16 protein-coding genes are annotated in these 18,571 nt (G+C 65.5%); 14 read left to right on the top strand and 2 right to left on the bottom strand.

What is annotated here, in order from left to right:
* The first annotated feature begins 78 nt into the window (after positions 1–78).
* The 6 genes from ABIE57_RS07460 to ABIE57_RS07435 all read left to right on the top strand — a co-directional run bounded on the left by ABIE57_RS07460 (position 79) and on the right by ABIE57_RS07435 (position 7,724).
* A complete protein-coding gene (locus ABIE57_RS07460; RefSeq protein WP_354538374.1) occupies positions 79–2,964 on the top strand; it encodes a formate dehydrogenase subunit alpha in 2,886 nt (961 codons plus the stop codon).
* 12 nt (positions 2,965–2,976) lie between these two features.
* Positions 2,977–3,573, top strand: a complete 597-nt coding sequence (fdh3B, locus tag ABIE57_RS07455; protein WP_210878764.1) for a formate dehydrogenase FDH3 subunit beta — start codon at positions 2,977–2,979, stop codon at positions 3,571–3,573.
* 131 nt (positions 3,574–3,704) lie between these two features.
* Positions 3,705–4,913 (top strand): formate dehydrogenase subunit gamma, encoded by a 1,209-nt coding sequence (locus ABIE57_RS07450; protein WP_354538373.1) that lies wholly within the window; start codon positions 3,705–3,707, stop codon positions 4,911–4,913.
* Positions 4,914–4,917: 4 nt separating this feature from the next.
* The gene (locus ABIE57_RS07445) at positions 4,918–6,204 is read left to right on the top strand and encodes a c-type cytochrome (protein ID WP_354538372.1); all 1,287 of its coding nucleotides are present in this window, start codon (positions 4,918–4,920) and stop codon (positions 6,202–6,204) included.
* An 18-nt stretch (positions 6,205–6,222) separates the two neighbouring features.
* Positions 6,223–6,357, top strand: coding sequence for a hypothetical protein (locus ABIE57_RS07440; protein ID WP_354538371.1), 135 nt, complete (start codon positions 6,223–6,225; stop codon positions 6,355–6,357).
* Positions 6,357–7,724 carry a sigma-54-dependent transcriptional regulator gene (locus ABIE57_RS07435; RefSeq protein ID WP_354538370.1) on the top strand — a complete coding sequence of 456 codons (1,368 nt, stop codon included), beginning with the start codon at positions 6,357–6,359 and terminating at the stop codon, positions 7,722–7,724. Before ABIE57_RS07440 ends, ABIE57_RS07435 begins: the two co-directional genes overlap by 1 nt.
* Positions 7,725–7,787: 63 nt before the next feature.
* On the opposite strand, the gene ABIE57_RS07430 is transcribed toward ABIE57_RS07435, so the two are convergent.
* Positions 7,788–8,393, bottom strand: a complete 606-nt coding sequence (locus ABIE57_RS07430; protein ID WP_354538369.1) for a TIGR04282 family arsenosugar biosynthesis glycosyltransferase — start codon at positions 8,391–8,393, stop codon at positions 7,788–7,790.
* Complete coding sequence (gene dapE, locus ABIE57_RS07425) at positions 8,390–9,541, bottom strand: succinyl-diaminopimelate desuccinylase (protein ID WP_354538368.1); 1,152 nt, start codon at positions 9,539–9,541, stop codon at positions 8,390–8,392. The genes ABIE57_RS07430 and dapE overlap by 4 nt, the downstream gene beginning before the upstream one ends.
* 296 nt (positions 9,542–9,837) lie before the next feature.
* Here dapE and ABIE57_RS07420 point away from each other — a divergent pair, with 296 nt between their 5' ends.
* From ABIE57_RS07420 to ABIE57_RS07385, 8 genes are all read left to right on the top strand, one after another.
* Positions 9,838–11,412 carry a Hint domain-containing protein gene (locus tag ABIE57_RS07420; RefSeq protein WP_354538367.1) on the top strand — a complete coding sequence of 525 codons (1,575 nt, stop codon included), beginning with the start codon at positions 9,838–9,840 and terminating at the stop codon, positions 11,410–11,412.
* On the top strand, positions 11,413–12,498 hold the full coding sequence (locus ABIE57_RS07415; protein WP_354538366.1) for a Hint domain-containing protein: 1,086 nt from the start codon (positions 11,413–11,415) through the stop codon (positions 12,496–12,498).
* 145 nt (positions 12,499–12,643) lie between these two features.
* A complete protein-coding gene (locus ABIE57_RS07410; protein ID WP_354538475.1) occupies positions 12,644–15,508 on the top strand; it encodes a monovalent cation/H+ antiporter subunit A in 2,865 nt (954 codons plus the stop codon).
* 1 nt (position 15,509) lies between these two features.
* Positions 15,510–15,863, top strand: coding sequence for a Na+/H+ antiporter subunit C (locus ABIE57_RS07405; RefSeq protein ID WP_354538365.1), 354 nt, complete (start codon positions 15,510–15,512; stop codon positions 15,861–15,863).
* Positions 15,860–17,380 carry a monovalent cation/H+ antiporter subunit D gene (locus ABIE57_RS07400; protein WP_354538364.1) on the top strand — a complete coding sequence of 507 codons (1,521 nt, stop codon included), beginning with the start codon at positions 15,860–15,862 and terminating at the stop codon, positions 17,378–17,380. Before ABIE57_RS07405 ends, ABIE57_RS07400 begins: the two co-directional genes overlap by 4 nt.
* A gap of 12 nt (positions 17,381–17,392) precedes the next feature.
* Positions 17,393–17,884, top strand: a complete 492-nt coding sequence (locus tag ABIE57_RS07395) for a Na+/H+ antiporter subunit E (protein ID WP_354538363.1) — start codon at positions 17,393–17,395, stop codon at positions 17,882–17,884.
* Positions 17,881–18,150, top strand: coding sequence for a K+/H+ antiporter subunit F (locus ABIE57_RS07390; protein WP_354538362.1), 270 nt, complete (start codon positions 17,881–17,883; stop codon positions 18,148–18,150). Before ABIE57_RS07395 ends, ABIE57_RS07390 begins: the two co-directional genes overlap by 4 nt.
* Before the next feature lie 9 nt (positions 18,151–18,159).
* Positions 18,160–18,570 carry a Na+/H+ antiporter subunit G gene (locus ABIE57_RS07385; RefSeq protein ID WP_354538361.1) on the top strand — a complete coding sequence of 137 codons (411 nt, stop codon included), beginning with the start codon at positions 18,160–18,162 and terminating at the stop codon, positions 18,568–18,570.
* Position 18,571 lies beyond the last annotated feature (1 nt).

The following is an 18,571-nucleotide window of genomic DNA, read 5'->3' as shown; positions in this document are numbered from 1 at the left end:
ACCGGTTGCGTGATGCCCGACCGTCTGTGGTTCGTCATAATGCCCGGCCTTTGAGCGGCCAAGGGAGGAGAGAGAAACATGCTTAGGAAAAAGACCAACGGGGTTGCGCGACGCCCCCAGCGGACAAGTATCCTGTCCGACATCGGTGGCCGGTCCGTTGACCGCCGCGCGTTCCTGCGCGGCAGTGGTCTGGCGATCGGTGGCCTTGCCGCGATGGGGGCCATGGGGGGCACCGTCACCCGTGCGAACGCGCAGAGCGCGGCAAACGAGGCGGTCAAGACCGTGAAATCCGTCTGCACGCATTGCTCGGTCGGCTGCACCGTCATCGCCGAGGTGCAGAACGGCGTCTGGACGGGGCAGGAACCCGGCTGGGACAGCCCGTTCAACCTCGGCTCGCATTGCGCCAAGGGTGCCGCGGTCCGCGAGCACGCCCATGGCGAGCGCCGCCTCAAGTATCCGATGAAGAAAGAGGGCGGCGAGTGGAAGCGCATCAGCTGGGAACAGGCGATCAACGAGATCGGCGACGGCATGATGAAGATCCGCGAAGAAAGCGGCCCGGATTCCGTCTACTGGCTCGGCTCGGCCAAGCACAATAACGAACAGTCCTACCTTTTCCGAAAGTTCGCGGCCTATTGGGGCACGAACAACGTGGACCATCAGGCGCGCATCTGTCACTCCACCACCGTGGCGGGCGTGGCCAACACATGGGGCTACGGCGCCATGACCAACAGCTACAACGACATCCATAATTCCAAGGCGATCTTCATCATCGGTGGCAACCCCGCCGAGGCGCATCCCGTCAGCTTGCTGCACGTCCTGAAGGCCAAGGAAGAGAACAACGCGCCGCTCATCGTCTGCGATCCGCGCTTCACCCGCACGGCGGCCCATGCCGATGAATTTGTCCGCTTCCGTCCGGGCTCGGACGTGGCGCTGATCTGGGGCATCCTGTGGCACATCTTCGAGAACGGCTGGGAGGACAAGGAGTTCATCCGCACCCGTGTCTGGGGGATGGAGCAGATCAAGGACGAAGTGAAGAAGTGGACGCCCGAAGAGGTCGAGCGCGTGACCGGTGCGCCCGGAAGCCAGTTGCGCCGGGTGGCGCGGACGCTGGCCAACAACCGGCCCGGCACCCTGATCTGGTGCATGGGGGGGACCCAGCACACCAACGGCAACAACAACACCCGCGCCTATTGCATCCTGCAATTGGCCCTTGGCAACATGGGTGTGGAAGGCGGCGGCACCAACATCTTCCGCGGCCATGACAACGTGCAGGGCGCGACCGATCTTGGCGTTCTGGCCGACACGCTGCCGGGCTATTACGGTCTGTCGGCAGGGGCCTGGGCCCATTGGGCGCGCGTCTGGGAAGAGGATCTGGACTGGCTCACGGCCCGGTTCGACGACGCGGCCTATGGCGACACGAAGATGATGAACCTCACGGGTATCCCCGTGTCGCGCTGGATCGACGGCGTGCTTGAGGACAAGGAGAACATGGACCAGCCCAACAATGTGCGGGCCATGGTGCTCTGGGGTCATGCGCCCAACAGCCAGACACGCGGCAAGGAAATGAAGACCGCGATGGAAAAGCTGGACATGCTGGTCGTGGTCGATCCGTTCCCGACGGTTTCCGCCGTCATGAACGACCGCACCGATGGTGTTTATCTGCTGCCTGCGACGACGCAATTCGAGACGCGCGGTTCCGTCACCGCCTCGAACCGGTCGCTGCAATGGCGCGACAAGGTGATGGAACCCTTGTTCGAGTCCAAGGTGGATCACGAGATCATCGCGCTCTTTGCCGAGAAATTCGGCTTCCATGACCGGATGTTCCGCAACATTGCCATCGAGGAGAACGGCGAGCCGAACATCGAGGACGTGACCCGCGAGTTCAACCGCGGCATGTGGACCATCGGCTATACCGGCCAGAGCCCCGAACGGCTCAAGCTTCACATGGCCAACCAGCACACGTTCGACAAGACCACGTTGCGCGCGGTGGGTGGCCCGGCCGATGGCGACACCTACGGTCTGCCATGGCCCTGCTGGGGCACGCCGGAGATGAACCATCCCGGCACGCATGTGCTTTATGACATGTCCAAACCGGTCTCCGAGGGCGGTCTTACCTTCCGCGCCCGCTTTGGCGTGGAGCGTGACGGCGACAACCTGCTGGCCGAAGGTGTCTACTCGGCGAATTCCGATATCCAGGACGGATACCCGGAATTCACCATGCAGATGCTGATGGATCTGGGCTGGGATGCCGAGCTGACCGAGGCGGAACGCGCGGCAATAGACGCCGTGGGCGGCCCGGCAGCCAACTGGAAGACCGACCTTTCGGGCGGGATCCAGCGGGTGGCGATCAAGCACGAATGCGCCCCCTTCGGCAATGCCAAGGCGCGCACGGTGGTCTGGAACTTCCCCGACCCGGTGCCGCTGCATCGCGAACCGCTCTATACGAACCGTCGTGACCTGGTGGCGGATTACCCGACCTACGAGGACCGCAAGTTCTGGCGCCTGCCGACCATGTATGCCTCGATCCAGCAGAACGACTTCTCGAAAGAGTATCCGATCATCCTCACCTCCGGCCGTCTGGTCGAATACGAGGGCGGCGGCGACGAGACGCGGTCCAACCCGTGGCTCGCCGAGCTGCAGCAGGACATGTTCGTCGAAGTCAACCCGCGCGACGCCAACAACCTTGGTGTGCGGGATGGCGCACAGGTCTGGGTCGAGGGTGCCGAAGGTGCCAAGGTCAAGGTCATGGCGATGGTCACGGAACGGGTCGCGCCGGGTGTGGTTTTCATGCCCTTCCACTTTGGCGGCCATTTCGAGGGCAAGGACCTGCGCGACAAATATCCCGCCGGGGCCGATCCCTATGTGCTGGGCGAATCGACCAACACCGCCCAGACCTATGGCTATGACAGCGTGACCCAGATGCAGGAGACCAAGGCCACTCTCTGCAAGATCATGCCAGCGTAAGGAGAAAGAGACATGGCAAGAGCAAAGTTTCTATGCGACGCCGAACGCTGCATCGAATGCAACGCCTGCGTCACCGCCTGCAAGAACGAGCACGAGGTGCCGTGGGGGATCAACCGCCGCAAGGTGGTGACGATCAACGACGGCAAGCCGGGTGAACGCTCGATCTCGGTGGCGTGCATGCACTGCTCGGATGCGCCCTGCATGGCGGTCTGTCCGGTGGATTGCTTCTACCAGGACGAGGAAGGTGTGGTGCTCCACTCCAAGGACCTGTGCATCGGCTGCGGCTATTGCTTCTACGCGTGCCCGTTCGGCGCGCCGCAATTCCCGCAGGCGGGCAATTTCGGGTCCCGCGGCAAGATGGACAAGTGCACCTTCTGCAAGGGCGGCCCCGAGGAGAACCACTCCCAGGCCGAGTTCCAGAAGTATGGGCGCAACCGGATCGCCGAGGGCAAGCTGCCCATCTGCGCCGAGATGTGCTCGACCAAGGCGCTTCTGGCCGGTGACGGCGATGTGGTCTCGGCCATCTACCGCGAGCGCGTGGTGGCCCGTGGCTTCGGCTCGGGCGCCTGGGGCTGGGGCAGCGCCTACGGACAGCAAAGCGGCGGCTGATCGCCCCCTAGCCGATGCCGGAGGTCGCCACGACCGTCGGCATCGGCGCGATGGAAATCGGAAACTTCAAAAGTTTCCGATCCGATTTCTTTTGAAGAAATCGGGTCTACCTGATCTGGATCGAGGACATCATGCGCGCAATTCTCAGCCTGGCCTTGTGTTTCCTGCTCGCGCTTCCTGCCATGGCGCAGGACCGACCGGAGGCGTCCGGGCCTGATCGCTCGGCCACCGGTGGTGCCCAGACGCTCGACGACATCCTTGCCCGTCAGCGCGGCGAAAAGATCGACGATTCGTTTCGTCGCAACGCCACCGGCGGCGACGATGCGGCCGGTATGGCCGGGCAGTTGGGCACGCTTGGCGGCGCGTCCGATGCAGAGGTCTGGCGCGCGCTGCGCTATGGGCTCGAGGATGTGAAAGTGTCGGCAGGCGGCCCGGAGGCGCGCGTGCTGATCCAGGATGGCGGCATGAAATGGCTCGAATTCCGCAAGGGGCCGCTTGCCACCTATGGCGCCTATCTGCTCGGTGGGACGCTGGCACTGCTGGCGCTTTTCTACCTCGTTCGAGGCAAGATCCGCATCGATGGCGAAAAGACCGGGCGCACCGTCACCCGCTTTCAGGCGGTGGAGCGGTTTGCCCATTGGCTGATGGCGGGCTCTTTCGTGGTGCTGGCGATCACCGGGCTTCTGGTGCTGTTCGGGCGCATGGCGATCATCCCGCTCTTGGGACACGAAGCCTTCTCGACCATCGCGGTCGGCTCCAAATGGGTCCACAACAATATATCCTGGGCCTTCATGCTCGGCCTCGTGATGGTGTTCTTCTTGTGGGTGATGCACAACATCCCCAACCGGACCGACCTCAAATGGCTGGCCGTGGGCGGAGGGATATTCACCAAGGGCGTGCATCCGCCGGCGAGGAAATTCAACGCGGGTCAAAAGATGATCTTCTGGTCGGTGATCCTTTTTGGCGCGTCGATTTCGGCCTCGGGCCTGTCGCTGCTCTTCCCGTTTGAGTTGCCGATGTTCGCCAAGACCTTCGTCATCCTCAACAACATGGGCCTGCCGCAGATCGTGGGCCTTGGACCCCTGCCCGAGATGCTTGCGCCGCATGAGGAAATGCAGCTTGCGACGCTCTGGCATACGATCGTGGCCTTCATCCTCATCGCCATCATCCTCGCCCATATCTATATCGGATCGGTCGGCATGGAGGGGGCCTATGACGCCATGGGTTCGGGCGAGGTCGAGGAACAATGGGCGCGCGAGCATCACGGGCTCTGGCTCGAGGAATTGCAGCAAAAAGGCCATGCGCCGGATCACGGCAAGGCCGCGCATCCCGCCGAGTGAAATCATGCGCGGATGGATAGCGGCGCTCTGGTGCCTCGCGGCGGTCCCGGCCGCGGCGCAGGACTTCACCACGCTCAAGGGGCATGGCGGGCCTGTGATGGGGCTGGCCATGCTGCCGGGCGGGGCGGTGATCTCGGCCAGCTTCGACAATTCCGTGGGTCTTTGGCAGGGGCGCGTGCCGCGCTGGTTCGAGGGGCACGCGGCGGCGGCCATCGCGGTGGCACCTCTGGACGAGGGCCGGTTCGTCTCGGGCGGCGACGATTTCGACGTGCTCCTCTGGGACCGCGAAAGCGGCGCGGCAACGCGGCTCGAGGGGCATCAGGGCAAGGTGGCCTCGGTTGCCGTCTCGTCTGACAGGGCGTGGATCGCCTCGGCAAGCTGGGATGGCTCGATCGGTCTGTGGCCCGCGCAGGGCGGTGCGCCGCGCTTTCTCAAGGGCCATGACGCCCCGGTGACAGATGTGGGGTTTGCCCGCGACGGGACGCGGCTCTTTTCCACCTCCGCCGATGGCACGTTGCGGGTGTGGCCCTGGCAAGAGGACGAGGCGGTTTCCCGCGTGCTTGTCGATCAGGGCTTTGGCATCAACGAACTGGTCGTGGGGCCGGGGGATGCGTGGATCGCTTTCGGCGCGGTCGATGGCGCAACGCGGGTGGTCAACCCCGAGACCGGGGCCGAGATCGCCGATTTCACGCTCGACCGGCGGCCCGTGCTGGCGCTGGTGCATCACGAGGGGTCGGGCCAACTCGCCGCCGGGGACGGGCATGGCTATATCATGGTGATCGACACGCGCGCATGGACCATCACCCGTGATTTCAAGGCCATGGAGCGGGGGCCGGTCTGGGCGCTGGCGTTCTCGCCCGACGGGGCGATGCTCTATGCCGGAGGGCTGCCGGAGGTGGTCTATGGCTGGCCCGTGGCGCTGCTCGACGGTTTCGACCCGGCGGGCGAGGCCGAGCACAGCTTCCTGCGCCCGCCCGGGGAGATGGAGAATGGCGAGCGGCAATTCATGCGCAAATGCTCGATCTGCCACGCGCTCACGCCGCCGCCCTCGCGCAAGGCGGGGCCGAGCCTTCACGGCCTTTTCGGGCGCGCGGCGGGGACGGTGCCGAATTATCCCTACTCGCCCATCCTTGCCAATTCCGATATTGTCTGGAACGATCAGAGCATCGACGCGCTCTTCGATCTGGGTCCGGACCACTACATCCCCGGCTCCAAGATGCCGATGCAACGCATTACCGGGGCGCAGGACCGTGAGGACCTCATCGCCTATCTGCGCCGCGCCACCCGATGAAACAGGAGAGACACGACAATGAAAGCCATGCTTGCCGCCTTCGTGGCCTGTGCCGTGATCGCCGCCGCCGCTCCTTGGGCGTTGCGCGAACTGGGCTATACGGTCGAGGCAACCCGCGCGAGCGATGCCGTTCGCCTTGGTGACGGACGGTAATGACGCCCCGCGCCATCGCCAAGGCCGATACGCCGCGCGACGATTACGGTGAAAACCTTGCGCGCGCCGCCGTCCTCATCATCGACGACGAACCGGGGATGCGCAATTTCCTGATCAAGACGCTGGGGCCGCGCTGTCGCCATGTGGAACAGGCGCGTTCGTGCCGCGAGGCGGGCGAAATCCTCGATCAGGCGCATTTTGATCTGCTCATTCTCGACAACATCATGCCCGACAGGACCGGACTTGACTGGCTGGAGGACCAGCGCCGGGTGGGGCTGTTCGCCGAGACGATCCTGATGACCGCCTATGCCGATCTGGAAACGGCGATCAAGGCGTTGAGGGCGGGGGTCACGGATTTCGTGCTCAAGCCGTTTCGCGCCAACCAGATCCTGAACGCGGTGGCGCGCGCGCTCGACCGCAAATATCTGGCGCGCGACAATTACCTGCTGCGCCACGAGTTGTCGGGCGGCGGTGGCACGGCGCGCGGTCGGCTGCTGGGGCACTCCCCGGCGCTCCGGCAGGTGCGCGAGATACTGGCGCGCCTCGCGCCGATGCCGACCTCGGTGCTGTTCACGGGCGCAAGCGGCACCGGCAAGGAAGTGGCCGCGCGCACGCTGCACGCGCTTTCCAAGCGGGCGGACAAGCCCTTTGTGGCGGTGAACTGCGCGGCGATCTCGGGCGACCATATTGCCGAAGAGTTGTTCGGCGTGATCGAGGACGGTCGGCGGCGCAAGGATGGGTTGCTGTTCCATGCCGAGGGGGGCACGCTTTTGCTCGACGAGGTGGCGCAACTGCCCGAGACGGTGCAGGCGGCACTTCTGCGCGTGTTGGAGGACCGGCGCATCCGTCCGCTGGGCTCAGAGCGCGAGATGCCGCTCGACCTGCGCTTTCTCTTCGCCACCAACGCCGATCTGGAGGCGGCGGTGCGCGCGGGCCGGTTCCGCGCCGATCTCTATCACCGCATCAACGTGGTCAACGTGGCGATGCCCGCCCTCAAGGATCGCAAGGAGGATATCGGGGAACTGGCCGCGTTCTTCATGAGCGAATTCGCCAAGGTTCTGGGGATGCCCGCGCTGGAGCTCAACGAGCAGGTCCTGTTGAAGCTGAGCCGCTACGACTGGCCCGGCAATGTGCGCGAATTGCGCAATCTGATCGAGCGCTCGGTCATCCTTGGGGGTTTTCCACCGGATTTCGCGGGCGAGGGGCGCGTGACCGGGGTTGAGGCCATCGAGACGCTGGAACTGGTGGAGCAGCGCCACATCATGGCCGTGCTCGATGCCTGCGGCGGCAACCGGGCCGAGGCCGCACGCCGCCTTGGGGTCGCGCGCAAGACGGTGGATCGCAAATGCGCCGCCTGGGGGATCTGAGCCGGAGGGCGTGACCCTTGCCCGGGCCATCGGGTCGGTCATGCCGTCACGGAAGCGGCCCGTTCATCCCCCCGGTTGCGGGCCGCGCGTCATCGGTCGCAGATCGCGCGCCTCATCCACATCGCGGAGCGTATCGGTCAGCGCGACGCGGGCCGGGCCGAGACTGCGCAGGGTGTCGGTCCGGGCATGGGGCCCCGACCAGCGCACGCCCTCGAAGAGGCGGGCGGGCACGGCGGCGGTTCGCCTCAGCCCGATGAGCCAGTAGCCGCCATCGGGTGCGGGGCCGATCACCGCGTCATGGCGCCCGAGGGAGGCGAAGGCGCGGGCGATATGATGGCGCTCGATGCCCGGAATATCGGCCCCGATGATGCAGACCGGACCCGGCGGCAGGCTGCGGAACAGGCGCCCCATCCGGTCGCCCAGATCGCCCGCGCCCTGCGGCACGCGGGGCAGATGGGCGGGCCAGACACGGCTTGTCAGCCCGGCGCGGTCGGGGCTGACGGCAAGGATCAGCCGCCAGCGCGGATCCTCGATCCGGCGCAAGAGGCGCGCGACCTGGTGACGGAACCACCACGCCGCGGCGGTCATGCCCAGATCACGCCCCAGCCGCGTCTTGACGCGGCCCGGTCGCGGCTCTTTCACCATCACGACAAGGGTGGCGCGCCTCATGCAAAGAAGTCGCGCAGGATGCGGGCATAAATGGCCTTCAACTGGTGTATCTGCGCCACGTCCACGCGCTCATCCACCTGGTGCATGGTCTGGCCGACAAGGCCGAACTCCACCACCGGGCAGTGATCCTTGACAAAGCGCGCGTCCGACGTGCCCCCCGTGGTTGAGAGCACCGGCGCAACGCCGGTTTCGGCCTCGACCGCGCGGGCGACGAGATCCGAGAGCGCGCCGGGGGGGGTGAGGAAGCTCTCGCCCGAGACCTTGACCGTCAAGTCGCCGGTGGTGCCGAAGTCGGCGTTCACGCGGTCAAGCTCGCCCTGCATCCAGGCGATGAGCGACCCGCTGTCATGGGCGTCGTTGAAGCGGATATTGACGGTGGCGCGGGTCTGCGCCGGGATCACGTTGGTGGCGGGGTTGCCGGTGTCGATGGTGACGATGGCAAGCGTCGAAGGGTCGAAATGCGCGGTGCCCTCATCAAGGGGATGCGAGGCCAGCCGGTCCATCAGCCGCGCCATGGCGGGCAACGGGTTGCAGGCGCGATGCGGATAGGCGGAATGGCCTTGCACCCCGGTCAGCGTGAAAAAGGCCGAGAGCGAGCCGCGCCGCCCGATCTTGATCATCTCGCCCATGCGTGCGGGGCAGGTGGGTTCTCCGACAAGGCAGGCAGTCATGCGCTCGCCTTGCGCGTCCATCCAGTCGAGCAGGGCGGTGGTGCCGTCGGTGGCGTCGCCCTCCTCATCGCCGGTGATGGCGAGGATCACCGCGCCGTCGGGGGGCGTCTGCCGGACGAAATCCACCGCTGCGGCGGCAAAGGCGGCAACGCCGGATTTCATGTCGGTGGCCCCGCGCCCGTAGAGCACGCCGTCACGCTCGACCCCGCCGAAAGGGGGCACGGACCAGGCGCCCGCATCCCCCACCGGGACCACATCGGTATGACCGTTGAAGCCGAAGCTGCGCGCCGCGCCCTTGTCGCCCCAGCGGGCAAAGAGATTGGCGATGCCGCCCCGGTCCACGCGGGTGCAGGCAAAGCCCGCCTCCGACAGAACCCCCTCCAGCAGCCGCAGCGCGCCGCCCTCCTCGGGCGTGACCGAGGGGCAACGGATAAGATCGACGGTGAGGCGCACAGGATCGAGCGGGGCGGCGGGCATGGGGCAACCTTTCATCTGATGCGCATTGGCTAGCGCGGATCGCGGGCGGGTGCAAATGCGGCGGGGTTGCGAATAAACCTTAACAGCGCTGGAAGGGTTTGCTATCATGGCAGGAATAACAAACCCGAGGCAGGGCAAGAGCAATCGCAGGCGGGCCGACGTGATCCGGAAAACCGGACGCGATGGCCCAAGGAACAGAGCGGCAGGCACGCGGGACAACCCGTGCGAAATGCACCTTTCCGTCATGGCCCAAGGGCTGCCTGCGGCGCTGCCTCACGTAGACGAGGTGGGCAGGCATGGTTGCAGGCGTAGAGATTCCGATCAGCCGAAACGCATCGGCCATGCAGATGGCCGAGACGATATTCGGCGACGGTGTGCAGGTCATCGACGCCTCCTACACGGGTGACCGCGACTCTTCGGGGATTTATACGAACGGCAATGCGATTTCACCCGGCGTGGTGCCGGGCGACACGGGCGTGATGTTCTCGACCGGCGATCTTCGGGGCTTTACCAACAACAACTTCTTCCAGTCGAACCTGAGCACCAGCACCACGACCGATTCCAACGGCCCGAACGGCGTGGCCGATTTCAACGCCGCCGCCGGGGCGCCCACCTTCGACGCGGCCTATCTCGACGTGGATTTCATCCCCACGGGCGATGTCATGACGATGCAGTTCGTCTTTGCCTCGGAGGAGTTTCCCGAATTCGCCGTCGGCGCGTTCCAGGATTTCTTCGGCGTCTGGATCAATGGCACGCAGGTGCCGCTCTCGATCGGGGACGGCGATATCGATCCCAACAATCTGAACGCCGGATCGGCCCCCAACCTCTTTCAGGACAATACCGGCGATCAGTTCAACACCGAGATGGACGGCTTTACGCTCACGCTGACGCTGACCATTCCGGTCAATTCCGGCGAGGTGAATTCCATCCGTATCGGCATCGCCGACGTGACCGATGCGAATTACGATTCGACCGTGCTCATTGCCGCCGACAGCGTGCAGACCACGCTGGTGGCGACGGATGACAGCACGACGCTGTTTCCCGATGGCTCGCGCGTGCTGGACCTGCTGGGCAATGACATCAACAACACTGCGGGCACGCTGACCATCACCCATCTCAACGGGCAGGCGGTGGCGGCGGGCGATATCGTCACGCTCAACTCGGGTCAACAGCTTCAGCTCAATGCCGATGGCACGGTGACGGTGGTCGGTGATGGTGATACCGAAGTGTTCAGCTTCACCTACGGGGTCGCAAGCAGCACGGGCGTGAGCGATGTCGGCTTTGTCACCGTGGATTCGGTGCCCTGTTTCGTGGCCGGAACGCGCATCCGCACGCCCCATGGCGAGGTGGCGGTAGAGGCGCTTCGTCCCGGCGATCTGGTGCTGACCAAGGACGAGGGCGCGCAACCGCTGCGCTGGATCGGCACGCGGCGGGTGGCGGCGACGGGGGCCTTTGCCCCCATCGCCATAGCGCCCGATACATTCGGGCGGCACGGTGCGCTGCGGCTCTCGCCGCTGCACCGGGTTCTGATCCGCGACAGCCTTGCCGAACTTCTGTTCGGTGAGGGCGAGGTTCTGGTCGCGGCGCGCGATCTGGTGAATGACCGCTCGGTGCGACGGATCGAGGGGGGCGAGGTCGACTATGTGCATCTGCTCTTCGACCGGCATCAACTGATCTGGTCCGAGGGTCTTCTGACCGAAAGCTTTCTGCCGGGGCCACAGACCGCGCGCAGCTTCGAGGCCGGGATCGTGGCCGAGATCTGCGCGCTGTTCCCCGAGATCGACCCCGCGACCGGCGCAGGCTACAGCCCCGCCGCGCGGCGCATGTTGCGCCCCTTCGAGGCACGGCTTCTGGCGGGACGGGCGGCCTGAATGGGCTGGATCGCGCTCAGCACGCGAGAGGGGGGGCAGTTCAACGCCGCCGGGCTCGGGTCGGTCGACCCCGGTCCGCTGCCCGGACCCGACGCGCTCCTGCCGCGCGGCACGCTGATGATCGAGACGCGCCCTGCGATCGAGCGGCAACCGCTAACGCTTCTGGCCTTCGGGCGCACGCATCCCTGGGCGGGCAGTTTCTCGCTTCAGCTTTTGCCGTCTGGGGGGATCGTGCTGGTGGAAAATCAGGCGGGCGATCTGCGCCATGCCACCTTGCCGTTTCGCCCCGATGACCGCAGCGAGAGCCTGCGCATCACCTATAGCTGGGACGCGCCCGCGCGCTGGGGGCGGCTCACGCTGGAGCGGCCCGATGTGCTGGGGATGACCTCGGTCACGCTGGCGCCGCCGCATCCGATGCCGCTTGCCGATCTGCGCACCGTCTTTACCGATCCGCGTCAGCGGCAGATGGACGGGCAGGTGATCTTTGCCGCGCTCTCCGACGCGGTCGAGCCGGTCGGGCCGATGCCGGGGCTGGGCGGGCTGGTGCCGGTGCGGGTGCCATACGGCTATGTCCATGTCGGAAAACTGCGGCGCGGGGATCTTGTGCGCGGGGCGGGCAGCGCGGCGGTGCCGGTGCTCCAATCCCTGGCCTGCACCGTGCCCGCGCTGGGCAGCTTTGCCCCGGTGCGGCTGCGCGCGCCCTATTTCGGGTTGCGCGCGGATATCATCGTGGCCCCGCATCAGCGACTGGTGATCCGGGGGTCTGACGTGGAATATCTGTTCGGTCAGGAGGCGGTTCTGGTGCCCGCGCGGCATCTGGTCAACGGCTTTTCGGCGGTGCGCGCCGAGGGCGGGCCGCTGGTGTGCTATCACGGGTTGATCCTGCCCGAACATGACGAGATCGAGGTTGCGGGCACGATCACCGAAAGCCTCTATCTGGGACGGATGCGGCGCAAGCCGGAGGTGGTGGCGCGGACGCTTCTCGCGGGCTTCGACCGCGCGCGCCTGCCCGAACATTCCCGGCCTGTCTGGCCGGTGCTGCGGCATTTCGAGGCGATCACGCTGGCGATGGCGCGGGCGGCCTGAACGCAGGCCACGCGGAATACCCGGAAAAACGGTCGGAATCGGCTTGTTGCCCCGGCACCTGTCCATATATTACCGACAACAAGAGGAAAGGGCCGCCACGCGATGCGCGAGCGGACCCGGAGAACACGACAGGGGGCAGGGCGTGATGGAGACCGTCGCAGGGTTGTTGCCGATCATCGCGGCATTGCCGTTTCTGGGCGCGCTCCTGCCAGGGCTGATGATTCAGGCGGGGCGCAATACCTGTGCCGCCTTTACCGCCTTGCCGACGATCCTTGCGCTGATCTTCCTGCTCATCTGTGCGCCCTCGGTGATGCGCGGCGAGGTGCTGACCTTTGGCATCGAGTGGCTGCCCTCGCTGGGGCTCAACGTCAATTTCATGCTCGACGGGCTGGGGCTTCTGTTTGCGGGCATGATCCTTGGCATCGGCCTGCTGATCATTCTCTATGCGCGGTTTTATCTGTCGCGCGAGGATCCGATGGGTCAGTTCTATACCTATCTGCTCTTGTTCCAGGGGGCGATGGTGGGGATTGTCCTTTCGGACAACATCCTGCTTTTGCTGGTGTTCTGGGAGCTGACATCGCTCTCGTCCTTCCTGCTCATCGGCTACTGGAAACATCTGCCCGAGGGCCGTCAGGGCGCGCGGATGGCGTTGACGGTCACGGGCATGGGCGGCCTTGCGATGATCGCGGGGATGCTGATCCTGGGCAACATCGCCGGAAGCTATGACCTGAGCGTGATCCTGACGCAGAAGGACGCCATTCAGGCCAGCCCGATGTATCTGCCCGCGCTTATCCTGATCCTTCTGGGCTGTTTCACCAAATCGGCGCAGTTCCCGTTCCACTTCTGGCTTCCGCACGCCATGGCCGCGCCCACGCCGGTCTCGGCTTATCTCCATTCGGCCACGATGGTGAAGGCGGGGCTGTTCCTGATGGCGCGGATGTGGCCGGTGCTGGCGGGGACGCCGGAATGGTTCTGGATCGTGGCGACGACGGGCCTGATTACAATGGTGATCGGGGCCAAGATCGCGCTCTTCAAGGACGATCTCAAGGCGCTTCTGGCGTTTTCGACGGTCTCGCATCTGGGCCTTATCACCATGCTTCTGGGCCTTGGCACCAAGGCGGCGGCGATGGTGGCGGTGTTTCACATCATCAACCATGCCACGTTCAAGGCGGCGCTCTTCATGACCGCCGGTATTGTGGATCACGAAGCGCATACCCGTGATATCAAGCGGTTGGGGGGGCTGCGGCACCTGATGCCGATCACCTTTACCATCGCCACGGTGGCGGCGCTGTCGATGGCGGGGATCCCGCCGCTCAACGGGTTCCTGTCCAAGGAAATGATGCTGGAGGAGGTGGCGCATACGCAGTGGTTCGGGCCGCATTGGCTGATGGGGGCGGTGGCCACGCTCGGCGCGCTTTTCTCGGTGGCCTATTCGCTGCGCTATATCGCTCATGTGTTCCTTGGCCCGAAGCGGACCGATTACCCCGCCAAGCCGCATGATCCGGGTTTCGGCATGTGGGCCGCGCCTGCGTTTTTGACCGTGCTGGTGGTGCTGATCGGGCTGATGCCGATGACCTTCGCCGGTGATCTGGTGCGGGTGGCGGCTGCGGCGGTGACCGGGGCGGAGCCTTACGTGAAAATATATCACTGGCACGGGCTGGTGCCCGCCTTCTGGATGTCGGTGGTCGCGGTTCTGGGCGGGCTTTTGCTGCTGGCGCTGCATGGCCCCTCGATGCGGATGTGGAACGCCGTGCCGCGCCCCGAGGCCAAGGTGATGTTCGACGCGGTGACGCGGGGGGCGACCGCGCTCTCGACCGCGCTGACGGACGGGCTGCACAACGGCGCGCTGATGCGCAACGCGGCGGTGTTCAGCGTGGCGGTGCTGGCGGCGGGCTGGCTGGCGTGGCAGGGCGGTGGATTGCGGCCGCCGACGCGCGAGATGATCCCGATCACGCCGGTCCCGGCGATCGGCTGGCTGCTGCTGGTCGTGGCGACCGGGTTGCTGGTGATCTATCACCGCGCGCGCTTCACCGCGCTGGTGCTGATTGGCGTCGTGGGGCTGATGGTGTCGCTGGCATTCGTCTATTTCTCGGCCCCCGATCTGGCACTGACGCAGATCTCGGTCGAGGTGGTGACGGTCATCCTGCTGCTTCTGGCGCTCAACTTCCTGCCGCGCGAGACGCCGGTGGAGAGCACGCCGGGGCGGCGCGCGCGCGATGCGGTGATCGCACTCGCTGGGGGGGGCGCCGTGACGGGGCTGACCTATGCCATTCTGGTGCGCGATTTCGCCGCCGAGAGCATTTCGGCCTTTCACCTCGCCAATTCCTACAAGGGCGGCGGCGGCACCAATGTGGTCAACGTGATCCTTGTGGATTTCCGGGGCTTTGATACCTATGGCGAGATCATCGTGCTGGGCATTGCCGCGCTGGTGATCTTCGCGCTGACCGAGGCGGTGCTGCGCGGTGCCGGCGGGCGGTGGCTTGCCAACTGGGATCAACCGGCGCTGCCCGAGGCGGGTGACCGCCACCCGCTGATGATGGTGGTGGCGACGCGGGTGATGATGCCGATTTCGCTGATGGTGGGGGCCTATATCTTTCTGCGCGGGCACAACGAGCCGGGGGGCGGGTTCATCGCCGGCCTGGTCGTGGCGATTGCGTTCCTCATGCAATACATGGCCTCGGGCTTTGCCTGGGCCGAAGCGCGGCAGCGCGTGACCTATCACGCCACCATCGGCGTCGGCGTGCTGATCGCCACGGTGACGGGGATCGGTGCCTGGCTCGCGGGGCGGCCCTTCCTGACCTCGGATTACGGCTATCTGCATTTCCCGCCGATCGAAGAGTTTGAATGGGCCACGGCGATGGCGTTTGACGTGGGCGTGTTCCTGACCGTGCTGGGGGCGGTGATGCTGGCGCTCAACAGCTTGTCGAGCATGGCGCGGCGGGCGGGCGAGACCGTGAACGTGGAGCCGATGGATATAGACCCGGCCCGTGACGCAGCGGAGGGTCAGTGACATGGAACTTCTGATGGCAAGCGCGGTCGGGCTGATGACGGCGGCGGGGCTTTATCTGGTGCTGCGGCTGCGGACCTTCCCGGTGATCATCGGGCTGTCGCTGCTGACCTATGCCGTCAACCTGTTTCTCTTTTCCACGGGGCGGCTGGTGGTCAATGCGCCACCCGTTCTGAGCAAAGGGGTCGAGAGCTATACCGATCCGCTGCCGCAGGCGCTGGTGCTGACGGCGATCGTGATCTCGTTCGGCATGACGGCGGTGGTGGTGATGATGGCGCTGGGTGCCTATCTGTCGTCGCGCGAGGACGGGGTAAGCCTGCCGCCCGAGGATGATGACAGCCGGGAGGGCCGGGCATGAGCCACTGGATCATCGTGCCTGTCGTGCTGCCTGCCTTGCTGGCGGCGGTGCTGACGCTGGCGATGCGCCATCATATCGGGTTGCAGCGCGTCTTTTCGGTGGCGGGGTGCGTTGCGTTGCTGGCCGTGGCGCTTGGCCTGCTGATCCATGCCGGGACCGGCGCGGTCGAGGTTTACGAGCTTGGCAACTGGCCCGCGCCCTTCGGCATCGTGCTGGTGCTCGACCGGCTGTCGGCGGTGATGGTGGCGCTGACGGCGGCGCTGGCGCTTGTCGTGCTGCTTTACGCCATCGGCACCGGCTGGGATGCGCGCGGGCGCAATTTTCACCCGCTCTGGCAGTTTCAGCTCATGGGCATTTGCGGTGCGTTTCTCACCGGCGACGCCTTCAACCTCTTCGTGTTCTTCGAGGTGCTGCTGATTGCCTCCTACGGGCTGATGATCCATGCGGGCGGGGCGCGCAGGCTCAAGGCGGGCGTGCAATACGTGATCTACAACCTGCTCGGCTCGACCCTGTTCCTGTTCGCGCTCGGCACGATATATGCGGTCACGGGCACGCTCAACATGGCCGACCTGGCCGAGCGTGCGGCGGAAATACCCACCGATGACAGCGCGCTCTTGCGCGTGGGCGCGATGCTGCTGTTTCTGGTCTTTGCGATCAAGGCCGCGCTGTTGCCGCTGCATTTCTGGCTGCCCAACACCTATGCCGAGGCCCCGGCACCGGTGGCGGCCCTCTTTGCCATCATGACCAAGGTGGGGGCCTATGCGATCCTGCGCTTCTACACGCTGATCTTCGGCCCTGACCTCGACGCGACGGCGGCGCTGATCGACAAGATCCTGCTTTACGGCGCGCTCATGACGCTGGCCGTGGGGATGATCGGGGTCTTGGGCGCGCGGCGGCTGGGGCGGCTGGCGGCCTTTGCCGCCATCGGCTCCATGGGGACGCTCCTCATCGCCATCTCGGGCTTTACCGAGGCATCGACGGCGGCGGCGCTCTATTACGCCATCCATTCGACGCTGGCGGGCGCGCTTCTCTTTCTCGTGGTCGATCTGGTGCGCGAGCGGCGCGGGGCCACGGCGGGTGCGCTGGTGCCGGGGCCGCGTCTGGCGCAGCATGGCATTGTCACCGCGCTCTGGTTCGGGGCGGCCATCGCCACCGCCGGGATGCCGCCGCTCTCGGGCTTCATCGGCAAGCTTCTGGTGCTTGACGCCACGCGCGACATGGCCGGGGTCTGGCTGATCTGGGCGATGATCCTTGGCACCTCGCTGGTGGCGATCCTCGGGATGGCGCAGGCGGGCAGCGTGGTGTTCTGGAAAACCACCGAGAGCACCGAGAGCGTCGAGGGTGCCGAGGCCCCCGCGCCGCAGCCCGCCCTGCCGCTGGTGGCCTGTTTCACGCTTCTGGGCGGGATCGTGGCGCTGTCGGCGCTGGCGGGGCCGGTGATGCGGTATCTGGACGCGACGGCGGCGCAGCTTCATGCGCCCGCCGTCTATATCGCCGCCGTTCTGGGTCAGGGCTAGGGAGGAACCGAGATGATGCACAAGATCCTGCCCCATCCCTATCTCACGCTCTTGCTGATCGTGGTCTGGCAGATGCTGGTCAACAAGGTGACACCCGGCAACCTGCTGCTCGGGACGATCCTGGGCGTGCTCATCCCGCTGGTTACGGCACCTTACTGGCCCAACACGCCGCGCCTGCGCTCGATCCCTCGGATCGTGGAATACGTGCTGCTGGTGCTGTGGGATATCTGCGTGGCCAATGTGCAGGTGGCCATGATCATCCTCTTCAAGGCCAATGCAAACACGCGCCCGGCATGGGTGACGATCCCGCTGGACCTGAAAACGCCCGAGGCGATCACCGTGCTTGCGGGCACGATCACCATGACACCGGGCACGGTGTCGAGCGATCTGTCGGCGGACGGGCGCAGCCTTCTGGTGCATTGCCTCGATGCGCCGGACCCCGAGGCGGTGCGCGACGAGATCAAGGCGCGCTACGAGCGTCGGCTGATGGAGATTTTCGAATGATCGGATACGCCCTCACCTTTGCTTTCGGTTGTTTCGGTCTGGCGCTTTTGCTCAATATCTACCGGATCGTGAACGCGCCCACCGTGGGCGACCGTATCCTCGCGCTCGATACGATGGTGATCAACGCCATCGCACTTCTGGCTCTGTTCGGCATCCTTGAGGGGACGGCGGTCTATTTCGAGGCGTCGATGCTCATTGCCATGACCGGTTTCATCTCCACTGTCTCCTACACGCGCTATCTGCTGCGCGGCGACATCATCGAATAGGGGCGTGCCATGATCGTTGATATCCTCATCTCGGCCAGCCTCGTGATCAGCGGCATCTTCGGTCTCGTGGGTTCCATCGGGATCATCAAGCTGCCCGATCCGATGATGCGCCTGCATGCGCCGACCAAGGCGACGACGCTGGGGGTGGGGGGCGCGCTCATCGCCTCGATGCTCTATTTCGAATTCGTGCTGGGGCGGTTTTCGTTTCACGAGTTGATGATCACGCTGTTTCTGTTCCTGACCGCGCCGATCACCGGGCATTTCATTGCAAAGGTGCATCTGCATCTGGGGCACAAGCCCGAAGACCTGCCGCCCACCGGCTCTGACCGGCCCTGGGCCAGCTATGAGAGTGACGCCGCGCGCGCCGCTGTCGAAACGCCCGAATCGGCGGTGAACGAGGTCGCCCGCAAGGGCGAATGAC

Source organism: Roseovarius sp. MBR-6 (assembly GCF_040547525.1).
GTDB lineage: Bacteria > Pseudomonadota > Alphaproteobacteria > Rhodobacterales > Rhodobacteraceae > Roseovarius.
The sequence above is the reverse complement of the archived record's forward strand: the minus strand, read 5'-3'. Positions and strand labels throughout refer to the sequence as shown.